The 17,477-nt window shown below is 64.3% G+C and carries 14 protein-coding genes; 13 read left to right on the top strand and 1 reads right to left on the bottom strand.

The window, feature by feature from the left end:
- Positions 1-216 precede the first annotated feature (216 nt).
- From MUO32_RS10415 to MUO32_RS10370, 10 genes are all read left to right on the top strand, one after another.
- Positions 217-2,454, top strand: coding sequence for a TonB-dependent siderophore receptor (locus MUO32_RS10415; protein WP_257948156.1), 2,238 nt, complete (start codon positions 217-219; stop codon positions 2,452-2,454).
- A gap of 41 nt (positions 2,455-2,495) precedes the next feature.
- Positions 2,496-3,599 carry an ABC transporter substrate-binding protein gene (locus tag MUO32_RS10410; RefSeq protein ID WP_257948155.1) on the top strand — a complete coding sequence of 368 codons (1,104 nt, stop codon included), beginning with the start codon at positions 2,496-2,498 and terminating at the stop codon, positions 3,597-3,599.
- A 9-nt stretch (positions 3,600-3,608) separates the two neighbouring features.
- Positions 3,609-4,688 (top strand): siderophore-interacting protein, encoded by a 1,080-nt coding sequence (locus MUO32_RS10405; RefSeq protein ID WP_257948154.1) that lies wholly within the window; start codon positions 3,609-3,611, stop codon positions 4,686-4,688.
- A 227-nt stretch (positions 4,689-4,915) separates the two neighbouring features.
- Entirely contained in the window at positions 4,916-5,965 is a 1,050-nt protein-coding gene (locus MUO32_RS10400) for a peptidase M29 (protein WP_257948153.1), read from the top strand.
- Positions 5,966-5,987: 22 nt separating this feature from the next.
- Complete coding sequence (locus MUO32_RS10395) at positions 5,988-7,298, top strand: acyl-CoA dehydrogenase family protein (RefSeq protein ID WP_257948152.1); 1,311 nt, start codon at positions 5,988-5,990, stop codon at positions 7,296-7,298.
- A gap of 3 nt (positions 7,299-7,301) precedes the next feature.
- Complete coding sequence (locus tag MUO32_RS10390; RefSeq protein ID WP_257948151.1) at positions 7,302-8,594, top strand: alpha/beta fold hydrolase; 1,293 nt, start codon at positions 7,302-7,304, stop codon at positions 8,592-8,594.
- Positions 8,591-9,268, top strand: a complete 678-nt coding sequence (locus tag MUO32_RS10385; protein WP_257948150.1) for a TetR/AcrR family transcriptional regulator — start codon at positions 8,591-8,593, stop codon at positions 9,266-9,268. Before MUO32_RS10390 ends, MUO32_RS10385 begins: the two co-directional genes overlap by 4 nt.
- Positions 9,269-9,270: 2 nt before the next feature.
- Positions 9,271-10,614: a glutamine synthetase family protein gene (locus tag MUO32_RS10380; protein WP_257948149.1), complete on the top strand. Its 1,344-nt coding sequence runs from the start codon at positions 9,271-9,273 to the stop codon at positions 10,612-10,614.
- Between the two features lie 4 nt (positions 10,615-10,618).
- Positions 10,619-11,125, top strand: a complete 507-nt coding sequence (locus MUO32_RS10375) for a flavin reductase family protein (RefSeq protein WP_257948148.1) — start codon at positions 10,619-10,621, stop codon at positions 11,123-11,125.
- A gap of 76 nt (positions 11,126-11,201) precedes the next feature.
- Positions 11,202-12,644: an APC family permease gene (locus tag MUO32_RS10370; RefSeq protein WP_257948147.1), complete on the top strand. Its 1,443-nt coding sequence runs from the start codon at positions 11,202-11,204 to the stop codon at positions 12,642-12,644.
- A 37-nt stretch (positions 12,645-12,681) separates the two neighbouring features.
- On the opposite strand, the gene MUO32_RS10365 is transcribed toward MUO32_RS10370, so the two are convergent.
- Complete coding sequence (locus MUO32_RS10365; protein WP_257948146.1) at positions 12,682-13,515, bottom strand: alpha/beta hydrolase; 834 nt, start codon at positions 13,513-13,515, stop codon at positions 12,682-12,684.
- Positions 13,516-13,811: 296 nt separating this feature from the next.
- Between MUO32_RS10365 and MUO32_RS10360 the strand changes: the two genes are divergently transcribed.
- From MUO32_RS10360 to MUO32_RS10350, 3 genes are read left to right on the top strand one after another with little or no spacing between them, the layout of a single operon-like run.
- A complete protein-coding gene (locus tag MUO32_RS10360; protein ID WP_257948145.1) occupies positions 13,812-15,428 on the top strand; it encodes an AMP-binding protein in 1,617 nt (538 codons plus the stop codon).
- A 1-nt stretch (position 15,429) separates the two neighbouring features.
- Positions 15,430-16,266 carry a tryptophan 2,3-dioxygenase gene (gene kynA, locus MUO32_RS10355; RefSeq protein ID WP_257948144.1) on the top strand — a complete coding sequence of 279 codons (837 nt, stop codon included), beginning with the start codon at positions 15,430-15,432 and terminating at the stop codon, positions 16,264-16,266.
- Between the two features lie 39 nt (positions 16,267-16,305).
- Positions 16,306-17,442: an ABC transporter substrate-binding protein gene (locus MUO32_RS10350; RefSeq protein ID WP_257948143.1), complete on the top strand. Its 1,137-nt coding sequence runs from the start codon at positions 16,306-16,308 to the stop codon at positions 17,440-17,442.
- Positions 17,443-17,477 lie beyond the last annotated feature (35 nt).

The raw sequence follows: 17,477 nt of genomic DNA, 5'->3' as shown, positions 1-17,477 counted from the left end.
CTCAATCCTTCAATCGTGTCGTGCCTGAACCGCGCATAGTGACCCGCGAGTGTTACCGGACCTTCACGCTGGTCCGAGATTTGTCGGATCGCAAAGGCATCTGCGCGTCCCGCAAAGGAACCGACATTGCCGCCTGTGACACTGTTGCCCTAATGAATAGCTTAACTTGATTTATGTGGTCAAGTTTAAGCGAAGCGATTAGACGTTGGGGCCGTGATGACGAACTTGGTTGAGATGATGGACAGGGGTGCTGTGACGAGGACAGGGCGGGGGACCTCGCGCAATCGCCTGTGGCTGGTCTCGTCCGTGGCGCTTGTCGCCGCAGGGGTCGCCGGCCCGGTGCGCGCGCAGGAAGCCGGCACCACGGCGCTGGAGACCATCACGGTGGAGGGCGGCGCGGACACCGGCCGCGGGCCGGACCAGGGCATCGTCGCCAAGCGCAGCCGCAGCGCCTCCAAGACGAACACGTCGCTGCGCGAGACGCCACAGGCCATCAGCGTCGTCACGCGCGACCAGATGGAGGCGCAGGGCGCCAATACGGTTGCCGAGGCGCTGCGCTATACGCCGGGCGTGCATCCCGATCCGAACGGTTACGACATCCGCTACGACTGGCTCTATATTCGCGGTTTCAACACCTATGGCACGATGTGGCTGGATGGCCTTGTCCTGCCGGGTGACAGCAGCAACTACGCAACGCCGAGCGTCAATCCCTTCGCGCTGGAGCGCATCGACGTCATCAAGGGGCCGGCCTCCGTGCTCTACGGCCGCGCCGTGCCGGGTGGCCTCATCAATCAGGTCAGCAAGCGCCCGCAGGACGCGGCGATGAACGAGGTCGGTGTCCAGACCTCCTCGCACGGCGGCATCCAGAGCACGCTCGACATGACCGGCCCGCTGACCGAAGACGGTGAATGGCTCTACCGGATCGTCGCACTCGGCAAGAACATGGGAAGCCAGGTCGACCGGGAGCGCGAGAAGCAGCTGATGCTCGCCCCGAGCCTTACCTGGGCGCCGACCGACCAGACCTCGCTCACCCTCTACGGCTACTACCAGAAGGATCGTCCGGTCTTCTCGCCGCGCTTCTATCCCGCCGTCGGCACGCTGATCGACAATCCGGCTGGCCAGATCCCGCGCGATCTCTATCTGGGCGATCCCAATGCCGAAGTCTTCGAGCGGGATTTCTATACGCTCGGCTACGAATTCGAGCACGAGTTCAACGAGACATGGACGGTGCGCCAGAACCTGCGCTACGCCAAGTCCGACCAGTACATGTTCCTGGCGCTCGTCAACCCGGCCTTCAACGCCCTTCAGCCGGACGGGCATACGCTGAACCGCGTTTCGGCAGTCTCGGACGAGTGGGTATCGAGCTTCAACGTGGATACGCAGCTCGAAGCGCGCTTCGATACCGGGGCGCTCGACCACACGCTGCTGCTCGGCCTCGACTATCTCCGCGCGAGCTCCTCCACCAACTTCGGCAACGGTTTCGACGTGCCGCCGCTCGATTTTCTCGATCCGCACTATGGCACGGCGCCGATCGCGGTCCCGGCCGTGACGCGCTCGGGCCTGCAGGAACAACAACAGGTCGGCCTCTATGCGCAGGACCAGATCCGCTATGGCAACTGGGTCGGAACGGTCGGCATGCGCTACGATTTTTCCGATATCGACACGACCGACCGGATGAAGGCGCCGGCCGTCGTCACGTCCACCGAGGACCAGAAACTCACCTGGCGCGCCGGCCTCACCTATCTCTTCGACAACGGGCTTGCGCCCTATGCCAGCTATTCCACCGCATTCCTGCCGACCCTCGGCCGCGACAGGCTCGGCAACGCCTTCGAGGCGCAGACGGCCGCACAGTATGAAGTCGGCATCAAATACGAGCCGGTGGAAGGGCGCGGCATGATCGCCGCCTCGCTCTTCGACATGACGCTGGAAAATGCCCTGACGCCTGATTCGGAAAATCCGCTCTTCAACACCCAGACGGGTGAGCAGCGCGTGCGCGGCCTGGAAATCGAGGGCAAGTACGAGCTGACGCCGGAGCTGAGCCTGCTTGCCGCCTATGCCTATTCCGACTCGGAGATTGTGAAGAGCAACAAGCCGATGGAACTCGGCCGCGAGATGCTGCGCCTGCCGAAGCATCAGGGCGGTGTCTGGGTGAGCTATCAGCCTGCCATCACCGAGGGGCTGACGCTGACGGCCGGGGTGCGGGCGATGTCGTCCTACCAGACGGACAGTACCTATCTGCCGGAACTGCGCATCCCCGCCCGGGCACTGGTCGATATCGGAGCGGAATTTGATTTCGCCGCGATCAACAAGGATTTTGCCGGCACCAAGCTCAGGGTCAACGTGACCAATCTGTTCGACAAGGAATATGTGTCCCATTGCCTCAACACGACGGGCGGAAGCTGCAACTACGGCGCGGGCCGCGCCATCACCGCGAGCCTGAAATATTCGTGGTGACGAGCATGCGCAAAACGGCGACGACGAGAGGGGGCGCTGGCTTGCCGGCGACCCTCTGTCGGTTGCTCGCATCACTCATCGTGCTGGCGGCCGTATTCGCCGCACCAGCGCGGGCCGAGATCGTGCTCCTGGATGCGGCGGGACGCGAGGTCCGTCTTGCCGGGCCGGCGCAGCGCATCGCGACGAACGAGAGCCTGATCCTCATGTCGCTGGCGCTGGTCGATCCGGACCCGGTCGCGCGCATCGCGGGCTGGGCGGCGCCGCAGCGCATCGACCGTGGCCTCTACGATGCCTACCGGCAGCGCTTTCCCGCTATCGACGCCATTCCTGCCATCGGCAGCGTGCTGCCGGCAAAAACCTCGGTCGAGGCGATCCTTTCCGTAAAACCGGATCTTTTCGTCGTCTCGATCTGGGAAGCGGGATGGACGGAGGCGGCCGCGACATTGGAGGCGGCGGGTGTTCCGGTGCTTTTCCTCGACGGGCCGGTGAACGACGGCAAGGGGCCTGCCGAGACGACGGCCTTTTCCGTCGAAGTGCTGGCGAAGGCCGTCGGGCAGGAGGCGAAGGGCAGGGCCTTCGGCGATTTCCTGCGCGCCCGTTTCAAGCGCATCACGGATCGCACGGCGGCGCTTGCGCCCGTTTCGGTTCTTGTCGATGCCCATGCCGGTGCGACCTGCTGTTCGACGCCGGGCAAGGGCAATCGCATGACGGACTATCTGCGGCTCGCCGGAGGAAGAAGCACCGGCGCCGACGTGCCGGGCTATGACGGAAAGCTCAGCCCGGAAGCCGTGCTCGGTGCTGACCCCACGGTCTACATTGCGACAGGCGGGCCACATCTCGCCGCGCAAGGGGGGCTGGTGCTCGGCGGCGGCATCGACGCGCAGGCGGCGCGAAAATCCTTCGCCGACATTCTCGGCAAGGATATACGCGGTGCGCTGACCGCGGTGCGCGGGGGACGAGCCCATGCCGTTTCGCACCAGCTGTCGATCTCCGTGCTCAACATCCTCGTTTTCGAGTGTTTCGCGAAATGGATGCATCCCGAGGTGTTCGCGGATGTGGATCCCGCCGAGACGCTTGCCGAGATCAACCGGACATTCCTGACGGTGCCGCTCGAAGGCACGTTCTGGATCGATTCCAAGCCGTAAGGACACGCCATGCAGGACAGGGAATACACGGCGCAGGCCCGGATCGCGCTCCGCAATCCGGAGCCGGTCATCGCGGAATTCTGCGAGCACATGCTGGAACACAATGCGGAGGTGAGCGAGGGCCCCGCTGGACCCGTTCTGCGGCTTGGTCATATCCGTGCCGCGTTCTCGAGCGATGGCGTGGAAACGCTGGTCGAGGTTGCTGCACCCGATCTCGAAGGCCTCTATCTCGCACGCATGTCGGTGGCGTCGCATATCCTGGAATTTGCAGGTGACGATCCGCCGGTCATCGAATGGACCGGAGACGGCGGGGAGATCGCCCGTCCGCCGAATTTCCAGATCCTCGATGTCGTCGACTGTCGGGTGCTGACCCCGCACATGCGCCGGCTGACGCTGTGGGGTGAAAATGTCGCGCGCTTTGCCGGCCTCGAGGCGCTGCATCTCAATCTCATGGTGCAACACCCCGAGATAGGGGAGCCGCAATGGCCGCATGTCGGCGCCAACGGCGTCATCGCCTGGGACCGCCCCGACCTTCGGCCGCTCATGCGCAAATATACGGTGCGCTCAGTGGATCTGGCCGCCGGCACGATCGATATCGATTTCGTTCTGCATGCCGATGCCGGCCCGGGTTCGGGCTTTGCGCAAACGACCGCGGTGGGCGACCGCGTCGGTGTCGTCGGTCCCGGCGGCGGAGGCCTCGTCGAAGCCGACTGGTATCTTTTCGCCGGCGACGAAACGGCACTTCCCGCCATCGCCCGCATGCTGGAGCACCTGCCGGCCGGTGCGCGTGGCAAGGTGCTTCTCGAAGTGGCTGATGCCGCCGAGGTGCAGCCTCTTGCCACGGCGGCATCGGTCGAGATCGAATGGCTTCTGCGTGACGGCGAGCCCGCCGGCGGCACGACGCTCCTCATCGATGCGATCCGCAAGACCGATTTCCCGGAAGGCGATGAACGGCGTTACCTCTGGGCAGGCTGCGAGTTCGAGGCCTTCCGCGCTGTCAGGTCTTTCGCCCGCCAGGAAAAACGCCTGGCCAACACCGAACATCTCGTCGTCTCCTACTGGCGTCGCGGCGCGGCAGAGGCGGAGTGAGGGAGCTGCGTTTTCTGGTTGGAAACGAAACGGCCGTGTGCCGGCAATGGCGCGTGATGTAAATTCAAATAATTGGAAACAAAACGTTTTTTCGAGTGGCCGCTCCGGTTGGTCGCGTTGCCTCATGCTGTCTGGAATTGCCACTTGACAAAACTTCAGACTTCAAACAATTCTTAACTCATAAGTAAAGAAATCGCTGAGGGGCGATCCAAAATCGGGAGGGTTCAATGCTGCAGGAGCGCATTGAGGGGAAGTGGCTTGCCTGCTTCCGACGGGTCTTCGTGCTCAATGGAATTGGGTTGGGAACGCGGGTTGCGATCGTGGCGGAGACGCAGTCGCGGCCGGTGCTGGTGCAGCTCGCCGACCTCGCCTGCCACGATCTCGGCGCCGATTACTGCATGATCACCATGCCCACCCCGCGCCAGACGGCGCCGGTGCCGGTCAAGTCGACGGGCACGTCGCTTGCCATTCAGGGCAACCGCGCGGCGATCGAGGCCATGAAGCAGTGCGAGATCATCGTCGACTGCACGGTGGAAGGCATGATCCATGCCGCCGAATGGCCCGAGATCGAGGCGGCCGGCGCGCGTATCCTCGTCGTCTGCAACGAGCACCCTGAGATCCTCGAGCGCTGCGAGCCAAAAGCCGAACTTGGCCCGAAGGTGGCGCTCGGCATCCAGATGCTGCGTGAGGCGAAGGAGATGCGCGTGACCTCGGCAGCGGGCACCGATCTCGTCATCGACCTCAGCGATGCGCCCTGCGGCGGCACGCCGGGCTTCGGCACGACGCCGGGTGCCGTGGCGCACTGGCCGGGCGGCCTGTGCCTGGCCTTCCCCGGTCCGAACACCGTCAACGGCCGCATCGTCATGGATGTCGGCGATATGAACCTGACCTTCAAGAGTTACCTGACGAGCCAAATCGACTTCACCGTCGAGAACGATTTCGTCAAGGATATCAAGGGTGATGGTTTGGATGCCGAGCTCTTCCGCGAGTATATGGAGGCCTGGGAAGACCCGCTGGCCTACGGCTTCTCGCATGTCGGCTGGGGCATGAACCCGGCCGCCCGCTGGGTCTCCGGCGCGCTCTACGACAAGCGCGACATGCAGGCCGTCGAGTTCCGCGCCTGGGCCGGCAATTTCCTCTGGTCGACCGGCGCCAACCAATATGCCGGCCGCTTCACCGAAGGACATTTCGACCTGCCGATGCGTAAGTGCACGATTACGCTCGATGGTCGCGTGGTGGTGAAGGAAGGCCGTCTCCAGGGTGACCTCGCCCTCTGACCGGATTTGAGAAGGACTGATCATGAGCGAACCTGCAGACTACTATGACCTCTCCCGCATCCGGCCCGAAGTGCTCGATGTCCTCACAAGGATCAACGAACTCGGCCGCGAACGCTTCGCCCCGCGCGCCAAAAGTGTCGATGACGAGGCATCCTTCCCGGTCGAGAACTACAAGGATCTCGCGGCCGAAGGTTTCCTGACCCTGACGGTTCCCAAGGAATTCGGTGGCCACGGCTTCAGCCTCGGCGAATATGCCATGGTCGGCGCGGAGATCGGCAAATATTGCGGCGCCACCGCGCTCACCTTCAACATGCACAACTCCTCCATGATGTGGTCGCGCTTCATGTATGAGCTGCCGAGCCTGACGGACGAGGACCGCGCGGCCTTCGCGCCGCTGCGCGAGCGCCAGTTCCGCCGCGCCGTCAAGGAGCAGGGCATCTATTCGCAGCCGATCTCCGAGGCCGGGCAGAACTGGACCTCGAAGCCCGCGCAGACATCCTGCCGCAAGGTCGAGGGCGGCTGGAAGATCAACGGCTTCAAGAAATTCGCCTCGCTCGCCGGCTATTGCGATTACTACTCCATCGTCTGCACCGAGCATTTCGAGGGCATCGAGCCGCGCCACGAGGACACGATGATCTTCGTCGTGCACAAGGATGCGCCGGGGCTTTCCGTGACGGGAAGCTGGGATCCGCTCGGCATGCGCGGCACCAACAGCCGAGACCTGATCCTGAAGGAGGTCTTCGTCACCGAGGACGACCTGATGATGCCGCGCGGCATCTTCATCAAGACCCTGCCGCACTGGCCGCACATGATGGCGACGCTGTCGCCGACCTATATGGGCGTGGCGCAGGGCGCCTTCGATTTCACCGTCGCCTATCTGCGCGGCGAGGTGCCCGGCCAGCCGCCGGCCGACCGCCGCATGTTCGGCACCAAGCGCATCACCGTGGGCAAGATGTACACCCAGCTCGCCGCCATGCGCGCTTTGTGGTGGCAGGCCTTCATGGAGGCGCAGGGCTTGCCGAGCAAGGCGCAGGTCATGCGCATGTATGCCGCGCAGTACAATGTCATGGAGGGCGTGCAGGAGATCGCAGCGCTTGCCATCCGCACCTGCGGCGGCCAGTCCATGCTCAAAACCTTGCCGCTGGAGCGCATGTATCGCGACAGCCGCTGCGGCGCGCTGATGCTGCCCTACACGACCGAGATCATGGAGGACTACCTCTCCGTGCTGACGCTCTACGACATGGACGAGCTCGACAAGGCGCCCGGCGACGAGGGCGGCGCGCGCTCCTCGCTGTGGCGCGGCACGGGCGGCACGCTCAAGGGGCTGCGCTGAGCCATGCAGGAGGAGCGGGTTCAGGTCATCGGGTTTTCCGCGGCAGAACCTGCTGCGGTCTGGGCTGTTGTCGGCAATTTCTGCGGCGCCTGGCATCCTGTCATCGCGGATATCCGGGCCGGGCGCGATGAACGCGGCGCGCTGATCCGCGCCTTCACCGCGAAGGGCGAGGATACGCTCTACCGCGAACAGCTGACCTATCGGTCCGACACGGACCGGGTGCTCGCCTATACGCATCTTGAAGGCATCGCCGGTGTCGAACGCTACGACGCCCGACTTCAGGTCCTTGCCGATGAGAGTGGCGGCAGCCGGATCGAATGGTCGGCGCGGCTTTCCGCCTCCGCCGAACGGGCGTCCGCGATTGCCGCCGGCACCAGGGCGATTTTCGAAATGGGCCTCGCGGCGCTGGGAGATCTCGCCGGAAACGTGGCGCCAGATGAGGCTATCCTCCCGGATAGGGAGACGCCCGCCCTCAGGACGCTTTTTATCGACGGCGCTGCGCACCTGGCGCTGGCCGTCTCACCGGAGAAGCCGGGGCCACTCGTGCTGTTCCTGCATGGCATCGGCGGTGGCCGCGGCAACTGGCTGGCGCAGCTTCGCGCGATAGCGCCGACCATGCGGGCCGCCGCGCTCGACCTGCGGGGCTATGGCGAAAGCGGCCTTGGCGCGTCGCAAAGCACCGTCGAGGATTATTGCGACGATATTCTGCGGGTCGCCGATGCGCTGGGTGCTCAAAAACTCGTGCTCTGCGGCCTCTCCTACGGATCGTGGATCGCCACCTCCTTCGCCATGCGACACCCCGACAAGCTGGCGGGCCTTGTGCTTTCGGGTGGCTGTACCGGCATGTCCGAGGCGGATATCGCCGAGCGCGAGGCCTTTCGCACGGCGCGGGAAGTGCCGTTGAACGCCGGTAAGACGCCGGCCGATTTCGCGCCCGCCGTCGTCGATGTGCTGGCGAGCCCGAATGCGGGGGAGGCAGTGCGGCAGGCTCTGTTCGCCTCCATGGCGGCCATTCCGGCCGAGACCTACCGGGATGCGCTCACCTGCTTCACCAATCCGCCGGAGCGCTTCGATTTTGCCAAGCTCACCATGCCGGTGCTGATGATGACGGGCGAATACGATCGCCTCGCATCCCCGGCCGAAATCCGTGGCGTGGCGAACCGGATCGTCGAGGCCGCCCCACGCGCCTCCGTCCGCTTCGAGGTCATCGCGGATGCCGGCCATGTCTGCAATGTCGAGCGGCCCGAAGCCTATAACCGGGTGCTCGCCGAATTCCTTTCGGAGGTCGCGTCATGACGGCTCTTCCCAAGCGCCAGCAGAACCGCATCCTGCGCGAGCGCCGCATTCTCGATGCTGCCCTTGTCGTCTTCTCGCAGAAGGGTTTCGTCAGCGCCTCGATGGATGACATCGCCGCCGAGGCGGGGCTGACCAAGCCGACGCTCTACCAGTATTTTCCGTCGAAGGACGAACTCTTCACGGCGATGATGACCGAGGAGCGGGACCATATGCTCGAATCCTTCGAGTATCCCTCCGCCTCCGGCATGGTCGCCGAACTCTACGCCTTCTCCTGGCACTATGCCGATGTGGTGCTGCGCCCAGACATGCTGAACCTTGCCCGGCTGATCATCGGGGAGGCGCAGCGGCTGCCGGATATCGGCCGCGCCTATCAGGCGTCCGGCCCCGACCGGGTGCTTGCCGGCATGATCGCCTATCTCGAGCGCCAGCGCGCGGCCGGCCGGCTCGTCTTCGACGATGCCGAGCTGGCGGCGGAAGACCTCTGGGGCCTCATCCTCTCCGCGCCGCGCAACAGGGCGCTGCACATTCCCGATGCCGTACCCGACCGCGCGACCATCGAACGCTACATCCGCAATGGCCTCCGCGTCTTCCTGCGCGCCTATTCCACAGCGCCGGACAAGGACCTTGCCGCCCTTTTATCCCTGACGCCGCCGCCGGCCACCGCAACGGAGTGACCATGACCCTCGACGCCTATCTCGACGATCCCGCAAGCCGTTTCGCCACCGTCGCCATGACCGACACGAACGGCTTGCTGCGCGGCCAGATGGTGTCCGTGCGCTCGCTCGCCGGCATCGCGCGGGCGGGCATGGGCATGTCCCCCGTCACCTTCGCGCTCGATCCGACCGACGTCGTGCTGAACATTCCCGGCGTCTCGGACGACACGTCGGATTTCCACGACGACCCGCTGGTGCTGGACCCCTCCACGGTCCGCCGCCTGCCCTGGTCGAAGCCGGGCCACGACCTCCTGGTGCTCTCCAACTATGGCGGCGCGACGTCGGCGCTTTGCCCGCGCTCGCTTCTGACGCGGGTGCTGGCGCGGGTCGGGGAGGCGGGTTATGCGCCGCGCTACGGCATGGAGCTGGAGTACACCCTGTTCGACGAGACGCCGGAAAGCGCGCGCGAAAAGGGCTATCGCAACCTCAAGACCGCGACCATGCATAAGAGCCACGATCTCGTACTCTATCAAGTGCAGCAGACGGAGTGGTACGAGGCGCTTGCCGACATCTGCGAGCCGCTGAAGATCGATCTCGCCAAGATGCATGAGGAGATCGGCGGCGGCTTCCTCGAAGCCTGCATCGCCGCCGGCACGGGTCTGGAGCCTGCCGACCAGCTCGTCCTGCTCAAGAATTTCGTACGCGCGCTGGCGCAGCGGCAGGGCAAATGCGTCACCTTCATGCCGCGCTGGACGGAGGAGGCCGACAGCCAGTCGATCCATCTCCATGTCAGCCTCATGGACAAGGACGGCGGAAAAGTCTTCCACGATCCCGCCGGCAGGAACGGCATGTCGCAGACCTTCCGCCACTTCATCGGCGGCCTGCAGAAATATATCGGCGACATGACGCTGATCTTCCAGCCGACCGTCAATTCCTACCGCCGCTTCGCGCCGGGCACCTTCGCGCCGCCGGGTCTCACCTGGGGTTTCGAGAACCGCACGACCTGCTTCCGTGTCGTCGGTCATGATGCGGGTTCGCTGCGCGTCGAAAACCGCCTGCCGGGCGCCGATACCAACCCCTATCTGACGGTCGCCGCGACGGTCGCGGCCGGTGTCGCCGGCATCGTCGAGGGCATCGAGCCGGAGCCTGAGGTCATCGGCAACGGCTATGTGCAGGCGGGTGCCGGGCCGGACTTCGCCCGCTCCATGCCGGAGGCGATCCAGCGCCTGCGCAACTCCGCCTTCGCCAGGGACTGGCTCGGCGAGCGTTTCGTCGAGGCCTTCGCCGCGAGCCGCCAGAGCCAGCATGACGAATTCTGCAAGAAAGTACCCGATGTAGAACTGCAACGCTTCTTTGATCTGGGGTAGCGCCATGAAACCGGAACTTCGCCTGCAATTCCTGGAAGGCATGAGCCGCGCCGCAACCTTCGTCGCCGTGGTGACGACGGATGGCGAGGCGGGACGCTTCGGCGTCACGATCAGTTCCCTCACATCGGTCTCGGCCGATGGCGAGCATCCCTCGCTGCTCGCCTGCCTCCATCACATGAGCCCGGTCGCCGCGGCGATCCTGAAAAACCGCTCCTTCTGCGCCAACCTCCTCCACGAGGACCAGCATCAGGTCTCCGATCTTTTTGCGGGACGGCTTTCGGCCGGCGAACATGCCGAACGTTTCGAGCGCACGCCGTGGTCTTCGGGCGAACTCGGCCAGCCCTCTCTTGAGGGGGCCACCGCCAGCTTCCAGTGCCAGGTCGCGACCTCGGTGCTCTGGGAAACGCATCACATCATCGTCGGACGCGTCATGAACGTCCGCTTGTCGGAAAATCCGGCCTCTCTGCTCTACGGCCACCGGGCCTATCACCGGGCGGTTCAATTGCCGTAGCGCACATAAAAACGAAAAGAGGCTGCGGATGCCGGTGGGGTGAGCCGGCGAATGGGGAACAAAACTGGAGAGACCAATGACTGACGTGACGACGGCGGGGGTAAACCAACTCCGCAGAAATTCGCTGGGGCTGATCGCCGTGACCTTCATGGTCATCTCGGCCGCCGCCCCGCTGACCGGCGTTGCCGGTGCGGTACCGATCGCCTTCCTGCTCGGCAACGGCACGGGTGTTCCCGCCACCTTCCTTCTGATGACGCTGATCATGCTGGCCTTCTCGGTCGGCTACGTGGCGATGTCGCGCCACGTCACCAATGCCGGCGCCTTCTACGCCTATGCCGCGCGGGGGCTTGGCGGGCGCATGGCCGGTGCCGTCGCGATCATCGCCGTCGTCGCCTATAACGCCATGCAGTTCGGCCTGATCGGTCTGCTCGGCGGCGTGGCGAGCGGCGTCTTCTCCGGCTTCGGCATCGAGCTGCCCTGGTATCTCTGGAGCCTGATCGCCGTCGCCCTCGTGGGTATCCTCGGTTACCGACAGGTCGATCTCTCTGCAAAAGTGATGATCGTGCTGGTGCTGCTCGAATATCTCATCGTGCTCATCGTCGATTTCGCCATACTCGCCAAGGGCGGGGCGGGCACGCTGTCCTTCAATTTCTTCGATACGACGGCCATGTTCTCCGGCTCGCTGACGGCGGCGGTCCTGTTCTGCCTCGGCTCCTTCATTGGCTTCGAGGCGACGACGATCTATGCCGAGGAGGCGCGCGATCCGGAAAAGACCATTCCGCGCGCGACCTATCTCTCGGTGCTGATGATCGGCCTGTTCTTCGTCTTCACGACCTGGCTGATGATTGCCGGCGTCGGCGCCGACAAGCTCCTGCCGACCATCGGCGCCCTGCCGGATCCGACCGCGTTCTTCTTCGACCTTGCCGGTACCTATGTCGGCGGTCCGGTGCCGGCCATTGCCGGCCTGCTGCTCGTCTCGAGCCTGTTTGCCGCAATCAGCGCCTTCCACAACTACATTGCCCGCTACAGCTATGTCGCCGGCCGCGAGGGTCTGCTGCCGGCCGCTTTCGGCCGCACGCATGATGCGCACCAGAGCCCGCATGTCGGCTCGGTCGTGCAGACGGTGATGGCGCTTGCCGTGCTGGCGGTCTTTGCCGGCCTCGGGCTCGATCCGGTGCTCAACATGTTCACCTGGATCAGCCAGGTCGGCACGCTCGGCGTGCTCGGCATGATGACGATCACCTCGATCTCGGTCATCGTCTTCTTCCGCAAGAAGGGCGGCGACAATCCGGTGCTGACGACGCTCATCCTGCCGGCCGTCTCCGGCCTCGTGATGGCGGCGCTCTTCGTCTACATCTTCATCAATTTCGGCGATCTCACCCAGACCGCCGGCGGTTCGCTCGGCATCATCCTGCCGGCGCTGATCCCGGTCGCGGGCATTGCCGGCTTCCTGATGGCGAGCCGGCTGAAGGCGTCCGACCCGGCGGCCTATGCCCGCATGGGCCAGAACCGCGCCTGATTGATCGAGCGGCGCCGGTCTTGCCGGCGCCGTTCCATTATGCCTCCGAAAGCAGCCGCCGCGTCAGCGGGTGGTTGGCATCGGTCAGGCCGTCGATGACGGTGTAGTGGTGCCTGTCCGGCTCGGCGACCGCGGCGGTGGTCGCGCCGAGGCCCGTCCAGATATTGGCGAGCAGCGCGTTCTGGCGCAGGAATTCCGCGCGCTCGTTGCCGCCGGCCCAGCAGGTGATGCGGGCATTCTCCATCGGGCGCAGCAGCGCCGGGCTCTCCGCCAGCGCTTCCGCCTCGTCCAGGGCAAGCTTCTCGTTCATGGCGGTCGAAAGCAACGGGCGCAGATCGTGCAGCCCGGAAATCGAGACGACGTTGCGGATGCGCCGCTGCACATCGGGCGCGAGCGGTGCCGTTGCCGTCACCATCCGGCTGACGAGATGGCCGCCGGCCGAATGCCCAGTCAGCATCAGCGGTCCGTCGACCTGTCTTGCGCCCTCCGTGATCGCCGCCGCGATTTCCTTCACGATGCCGGCGATGCGGATATCAGGGCAGAGCGTGTAGGACGGCATGGCGACGGCATAGCCGCTGGCCACGCTGCCGGCGGCGAGGTGCGACCAGTAGCTCTTGTCGAGATAGACCCAGTAGCCTCCGTGCACGAAAACGACGAGCCCTTTTGCCGGACCTTCCGGGAGAAAGAGGTCCATGCGGTTGCGCGGTCCTTCGCCATAGGCCAGGTCGAGCTTTGCGCGGCCGGCGGCGGCAAGCGTGTTGCGGAACGTCTCGGCGGGCTCGATCCAGGCCGCGGGCCAGCGCTCGCCGCCCGCGATGTTCACGGTATTGGCATAGGCATTGTCCCAGTCCGAAATCCGGTGTTCCAGCATCGTAGCGCTCCTCCCTCGTGTTGCCAGCGGCATAGAAATCGCGCGGATGGAGGACAAAGGCAATGCTGTCGAAGCAAGAAACTTTAGGCTTGAAATAATTTTTGACAGGTGCCATGCTGTCTTATGTTCAGCGCGGAAGTGGAGGTCTTCGCTGTGCCCATCACGACAGATGATTTTTCCCGCGCGACGACACGGTCCGGCAAAGCTCAGCCCGGCCGCATGGACCCGCGCGACGACTTGAAGACCGGCCGGCTTTGACCATGCAGGCGGGCACGAACAGGGGGAATAGCCGTCATATGCTTGGACCGACCGCTCACGTCGATACGTTCACCCGCGATAACCTGCCGCCGCCGGAGGCGTGGCCGGAGTTCCTGCTCGAGGGGTTTGACTATCCGGACCATATCAATGCCGCCGTGGAACTGACGGATGCGATGGTTGCCAGGGGTTTTGGTGACCGCACGGCTCTGATCGGCAACGGGCGGCGGCGCACCTATAAGGAACTCTCCGACTGGACGAACAGGCTCGCCCATGTGCTTGTCGAAAACTACGGCGTGAAGCCGGGCAACCGCATCCTCATCCGCTCGGCCAACAACCCCGCCATGGTCGCCTGCTGGCTCGCCGCCACCAAGGCGGGCGCGGTCGTCGTCAACACGATGCCGATGCTGCGGGCCGGTGAGCTCGCCAAGATCGTCGACAAGGCGGAGATCAGTCTCGCGCTCTGCGATACGCGCCTGATGGACGAGGTGATCGCCTGCGCCAAGGACAGCCGCTACCTGAAGCAGGTCGTCGGCTTCGACGGCACCGCCAATCACGATGCCGAACTGGACCGTATCGCCCTCGACAAATCGGTGATCTTCGACGCCGTGAAAACCGGCCGCGACGACGTGGCGTTGCTCGGCTTCACCTCCGGCACGACGGGCGTGCCTAAGGCGACGATGCATTTCCACCGGGACCTGCTGGTGATTGCCGACGGATACGCGAGGGAAGTGCTCGGCGTGACGCCCGACGACATCTTCGTCGGCTCGCCGCCGCTCGCCTTCACCTTCGGCCTCGGCGGCCTTGCGATCTTTCCGCTGCGCTTCGGCGCAGCCGCGACGCTGCTGGAACAGGCGACGCCGCCGAACATGGTCGAGATCATCGAGACCTACAAGGCGACGATCTCGTTTACCGCCCCCACCGCCTACCGCGCCATGCTGAAGGCGATGGACGCCGGCGCGGACCTTTCCTCGCTGCGCGTTGCCATATCCGCCGGCGAGACCTTGCCCGGCCCCGTTTTCGAGGAATGGACGGAGAAGACCGGCAAGCCGATCCTTGACGGTATCGGCGCGACGGAAATGCTGCACATCTTCATCTCCAACCGTTTCGAGGATCGCAAGGCGGCCTCCACCGGCAAGCCGGTTGGCGGCTACGAGGCGCGGATCGTCGATGGGGAAATGCACGAAGTGCCGCGCGGTACGGTGGGCAGGCTCGCCGTGCGCGGGCCGACCGGCTGCCGCTACATGTCCGACGACCGCCAGCGCGACTATGTGCGCGACGGCTGGAACCTCACCGGTGACGCCTTCCTGCAGGATGAGGACGGCTTCTTCCATTTCGCCGCCCGTTCCGACGACATGATCATCAGCGCTGGCTACAACATTGCCGGCCCCGAGGTGGAGGCGGCGCTGATCGCCCATGCCGAAGTCGCCGAATGTGCCGTCGTCGGCGCGCCGGATGGCGAGCGCGGCCAGATCGTCGAGGCCCATGTCGTGCTGGTGGCCGGCGTGGTGCCGGACGAAGCGACGATCAAGCGGCTGCAGGATCATGTGAAGGCCCTGATCGCTCCCTACAAATACCCGCGTTCGGTGAAGTTCCTGGAAGCCCTGCCGAAGACGGCGACCGGGAAAATCCAGCGTTTTCGCCTGCGGGAGCATTGACATGAGCAAGCCCTATGACCCCTCGAAGGAAGGCGCGCAGATGTCGTTCGAAGGGCGCATGTCCTACAGCGACTATCTGATGCTGGAGAAGGTCCTGACCGCGCAGGAGCCGCTCTCCACCGCCCATGACGAGATGCTGTTCATCATCCAGCACCAGACTTCCGAGCTCTGGATGAAGCTTGCCTTGCATGAGATCAGTTCGGCGATCCGGTCGCTCCGGGAAGATCGCCTGGAGCCCGCCTTCAAGATGCTGTCGCGTGTTGCCCGCATTTTCGAACAGCTGAACAGCGCCTGGGACGTGCTGCGCACGATGACGCCGAGCGAATATACCGAGTTCCGGGATTCGCTCGGGCAATCCTCGGGCTTCCAGTCCTGGCAGTACCGGGCAATCGAGTTCCTGGCCGGCAATCGCAACCCCGCCATGCTGCGCCCGCACGCACATCGCCCCGATATTATGGAAAAACTGGAGGCGATCCTCGCAGCGCCCTCGCTCTACGACGAGGCGATCCTGCTTCTCGGCCGCAACGGTTTCGATATAGGCGAAGACGCCGATCGCAGCGATTGGCGTGAGACGCGCGCCGAGAACGACAAGGTCTTTGCCGCCTGGCAGACCGTCTACCGCAATCCGCAGCGCTATTGGATGCTCTACGAGTTGGCGGAAAAACTGGTCGATTTCGAAGATTATTTCCGGCGCTGGCGCTTCAACCATGTGACGACCGTCGAGCGCATCATCGGTTTCAAGCGCGGCACGGGCGGCACCTCCGGGGCATCCTATCTCAAGAAAATGCTGGAAGTGGAACTCTTCCCCGAGCTATGGCATGTTCGTACAGACCTTTGATAGAACACAATAAAAACCGAACTATATGAGGAGAACAGCATGAAGCGCATTCTGGCAGCAAGCCTCTTTGGCCTTTCGCTCGCGACATCCGGCCTCGCCTATGCCGAGCCGGTCAAGATCGGCGTGATCACCACGCTTTCCGGCGGTGGTGCCGGTCTCGGCATCGACATGCGCGATGCCTTCCAGCTCGCCATCAAGCAGTCGGGCAACAAGGATATCGAGCTCGTCGTGGAGGACGACGCGCAGAAGCCGGAACTGGCCGTTCAGATCGCGGAAAAGATGATCCAGGGCGACAAGGTCGACCTGATGACCGGCATCATCTGGTCCAACCTCGCCATGGCCGTCGTGCCGAACACGGTGGCGCAGGACGTCATCTACCTCTCGCCGAATGCCGGCCCGTCGGCGCTCGCCGGTGCGAACTGCAACGCGAACTATTTCAACGTCGCCTACCAGAACGACAATTTCCACGAGGGCATGGGCGAATACGCCAACAAGGACTACAAGAACACCTTTGTCCTCGCGCCGAACTATCCCGCCGGCAAGGACGCCCTGACCGGCTTCAAGCGCTTCTACAAGGGCGCGCTCTCGGGTGAGGTCTATACCCAGGTCGGCCAGACGGACTATGCGGCGGAGATCGCCCAGATCCGCGCTTCCGGTGCCGATTCCGTCTACTTCTTCCTGCCCGGCGGCATGGGCATCGCCTTCATGAAGCAATATGCCCAGTCGGGCGTCGGCATCCCGGTCATGGGCCCGGCCTTCTCCTTCGACCAGGACGTTCTGCCGGCCGTGGGTGACGCAGCACTCGGCGTGAAGAACTCCGCCAGCTGGTCGCCGGACCTCGACAACGAGGCGAGCAAGGCCTTCGTCCAGGCCTTCAAGGCCGAATACAACCGCCTGCCGTCGGTTTACGCGGCGCAGAGCTGGGATACGGCCAACCTCATCCTCTCGGCGCTTTCCAAGGCGAGCGTCAAGGACAAGGACGCCTTCCGCGCAGCGCTGAAGGCTGCGGATTTCAAGTCCGTGCGCGGCGATTTCACCTTCAACACCAACCAGCACCCGATCCAGAACATCTATGTGCGCGAAGTGGTGAAGGATGGCGATGTCTTGACCAACAAGATCGTCGCGACCGCCTTCGAAAAGCATAAGGACGCCTACGCCGAACAGTGCGGCCTCTAAGGCTCGCTGACGTCTGATCGCCCGGGCGTGCGGCC

The sequence above is a fragment of the Shinella sp. CPCC 101442 genome (assembly GCF_024704725.1).
Classification (GTDB): Bacteria; Pseudomonadota; Alphaproteobacteria; order Rhizobiales; family Rhizobiaceae; genus Shinella.
The sequence above is the reverse complement of the archived record's forward strand: the minus strand, read 5'-3'. Positions and strand labels throughout refer to the sequence as shown.

What these genes read in the sequence shown, in the direction of transcription:
- MUO32_RS10415 (WP_257948156.1), top strand. Translation starts at nt 217, where the DNA reads ATGACGAACTTGGTTGAGATGATGGACAGGGGTGCTGTGACGAGGACA.
- MUO32_RS10405 (WP_257948154.1), top strand. Translation starts at nt 3,609, where the DNA reads ATGCAGGACAGGGAATACACGGCGCAGGCCCGGATCGCGCTCCGCAAT.
- MUO32_RS10400 (WP_257948153.1), top strand. Translation starts at nt 4,916, where the DNA reads ATGCTGCAGGAGCGCATTGAGGGGAAGTGGCTTGCCTGCTTCCGACGG.
- MUO32_RS10395 (WP_257948152.1), top strand. Translation starts at nt 5,988, where the DNA reads ATGAGCGAACCTGCAGACTACTATGACCTCTCCCGCATCCGGCCCGAA.
- MUO32_RS10390 (WP_257948151.1), top strand. Translation starts at nt 7,302, where the DNA reads ATGCAGGAGGAGCGGGTTCAGGTCATCGGGTTTTCCGCGGCAGAACCT.
- MUO32_RS10385 (WP_257948150.1), top strand. Translation starts at nt 8,591, where the DNA reads ATGACGGCTCTTCCCAAGCGCCAGCAGAACCGCATCCTGCGCGAGCGC.
- MUO32_RS10380 (WP_257948149.1), top strand. Translation starts at nt 9,271, where the DNA reads ATGACCCTCGACGCCTATCTCGACGATCCCGCAAGCCGTTTCGCCACC.
- MUO32_RS10375 (WP_257948148.1), top strand. Translation starts at nt 10,619, where the DNA reads ATGAAACCGGAACTTCGCCTGCAATTCCTGGAAGGCATGAGCCGCGCC.
- MUO32_RS10370 (WP_257948147.1), top strand. Translation starts at nt 11,202, where the DNA reads ATGACTGACGTGACGACGGCGGGGGTAAACCAACTCCGCAGAAATTCG.
- MUO32_RS10365 (WP_257948146.1), bottom strand. Translation starts at nt 13,515, where the DNA reads ATGCTGGAACACCGGATTTCGGACTGGGACAATGCCTATGCCAATACC.
- MUO32_RS10360 (WP_257948145.1), top strand. Translation starts at nt 13,812, where the DNA reads ATGCTTGGACCGACCGCTCACGTCGATACGTTCACCCGCGATAACCTG.
- kynA (WP_257948144.1), top strand. Translation starts at nt 15,430, where the DNA reads ATGAGCAAGCCCTATGACCCCTCGAAGGAAGGCGCGCAGATGTCGTTC.
- MUO32_RS10350 (WP_257948143.1), top strand. Translation starts at nt 16,306, where the DNA reads ATGAAGCGCATTCTGGCAGCAAGCCTCTTTGGCCTTTCGCTCGCGACA.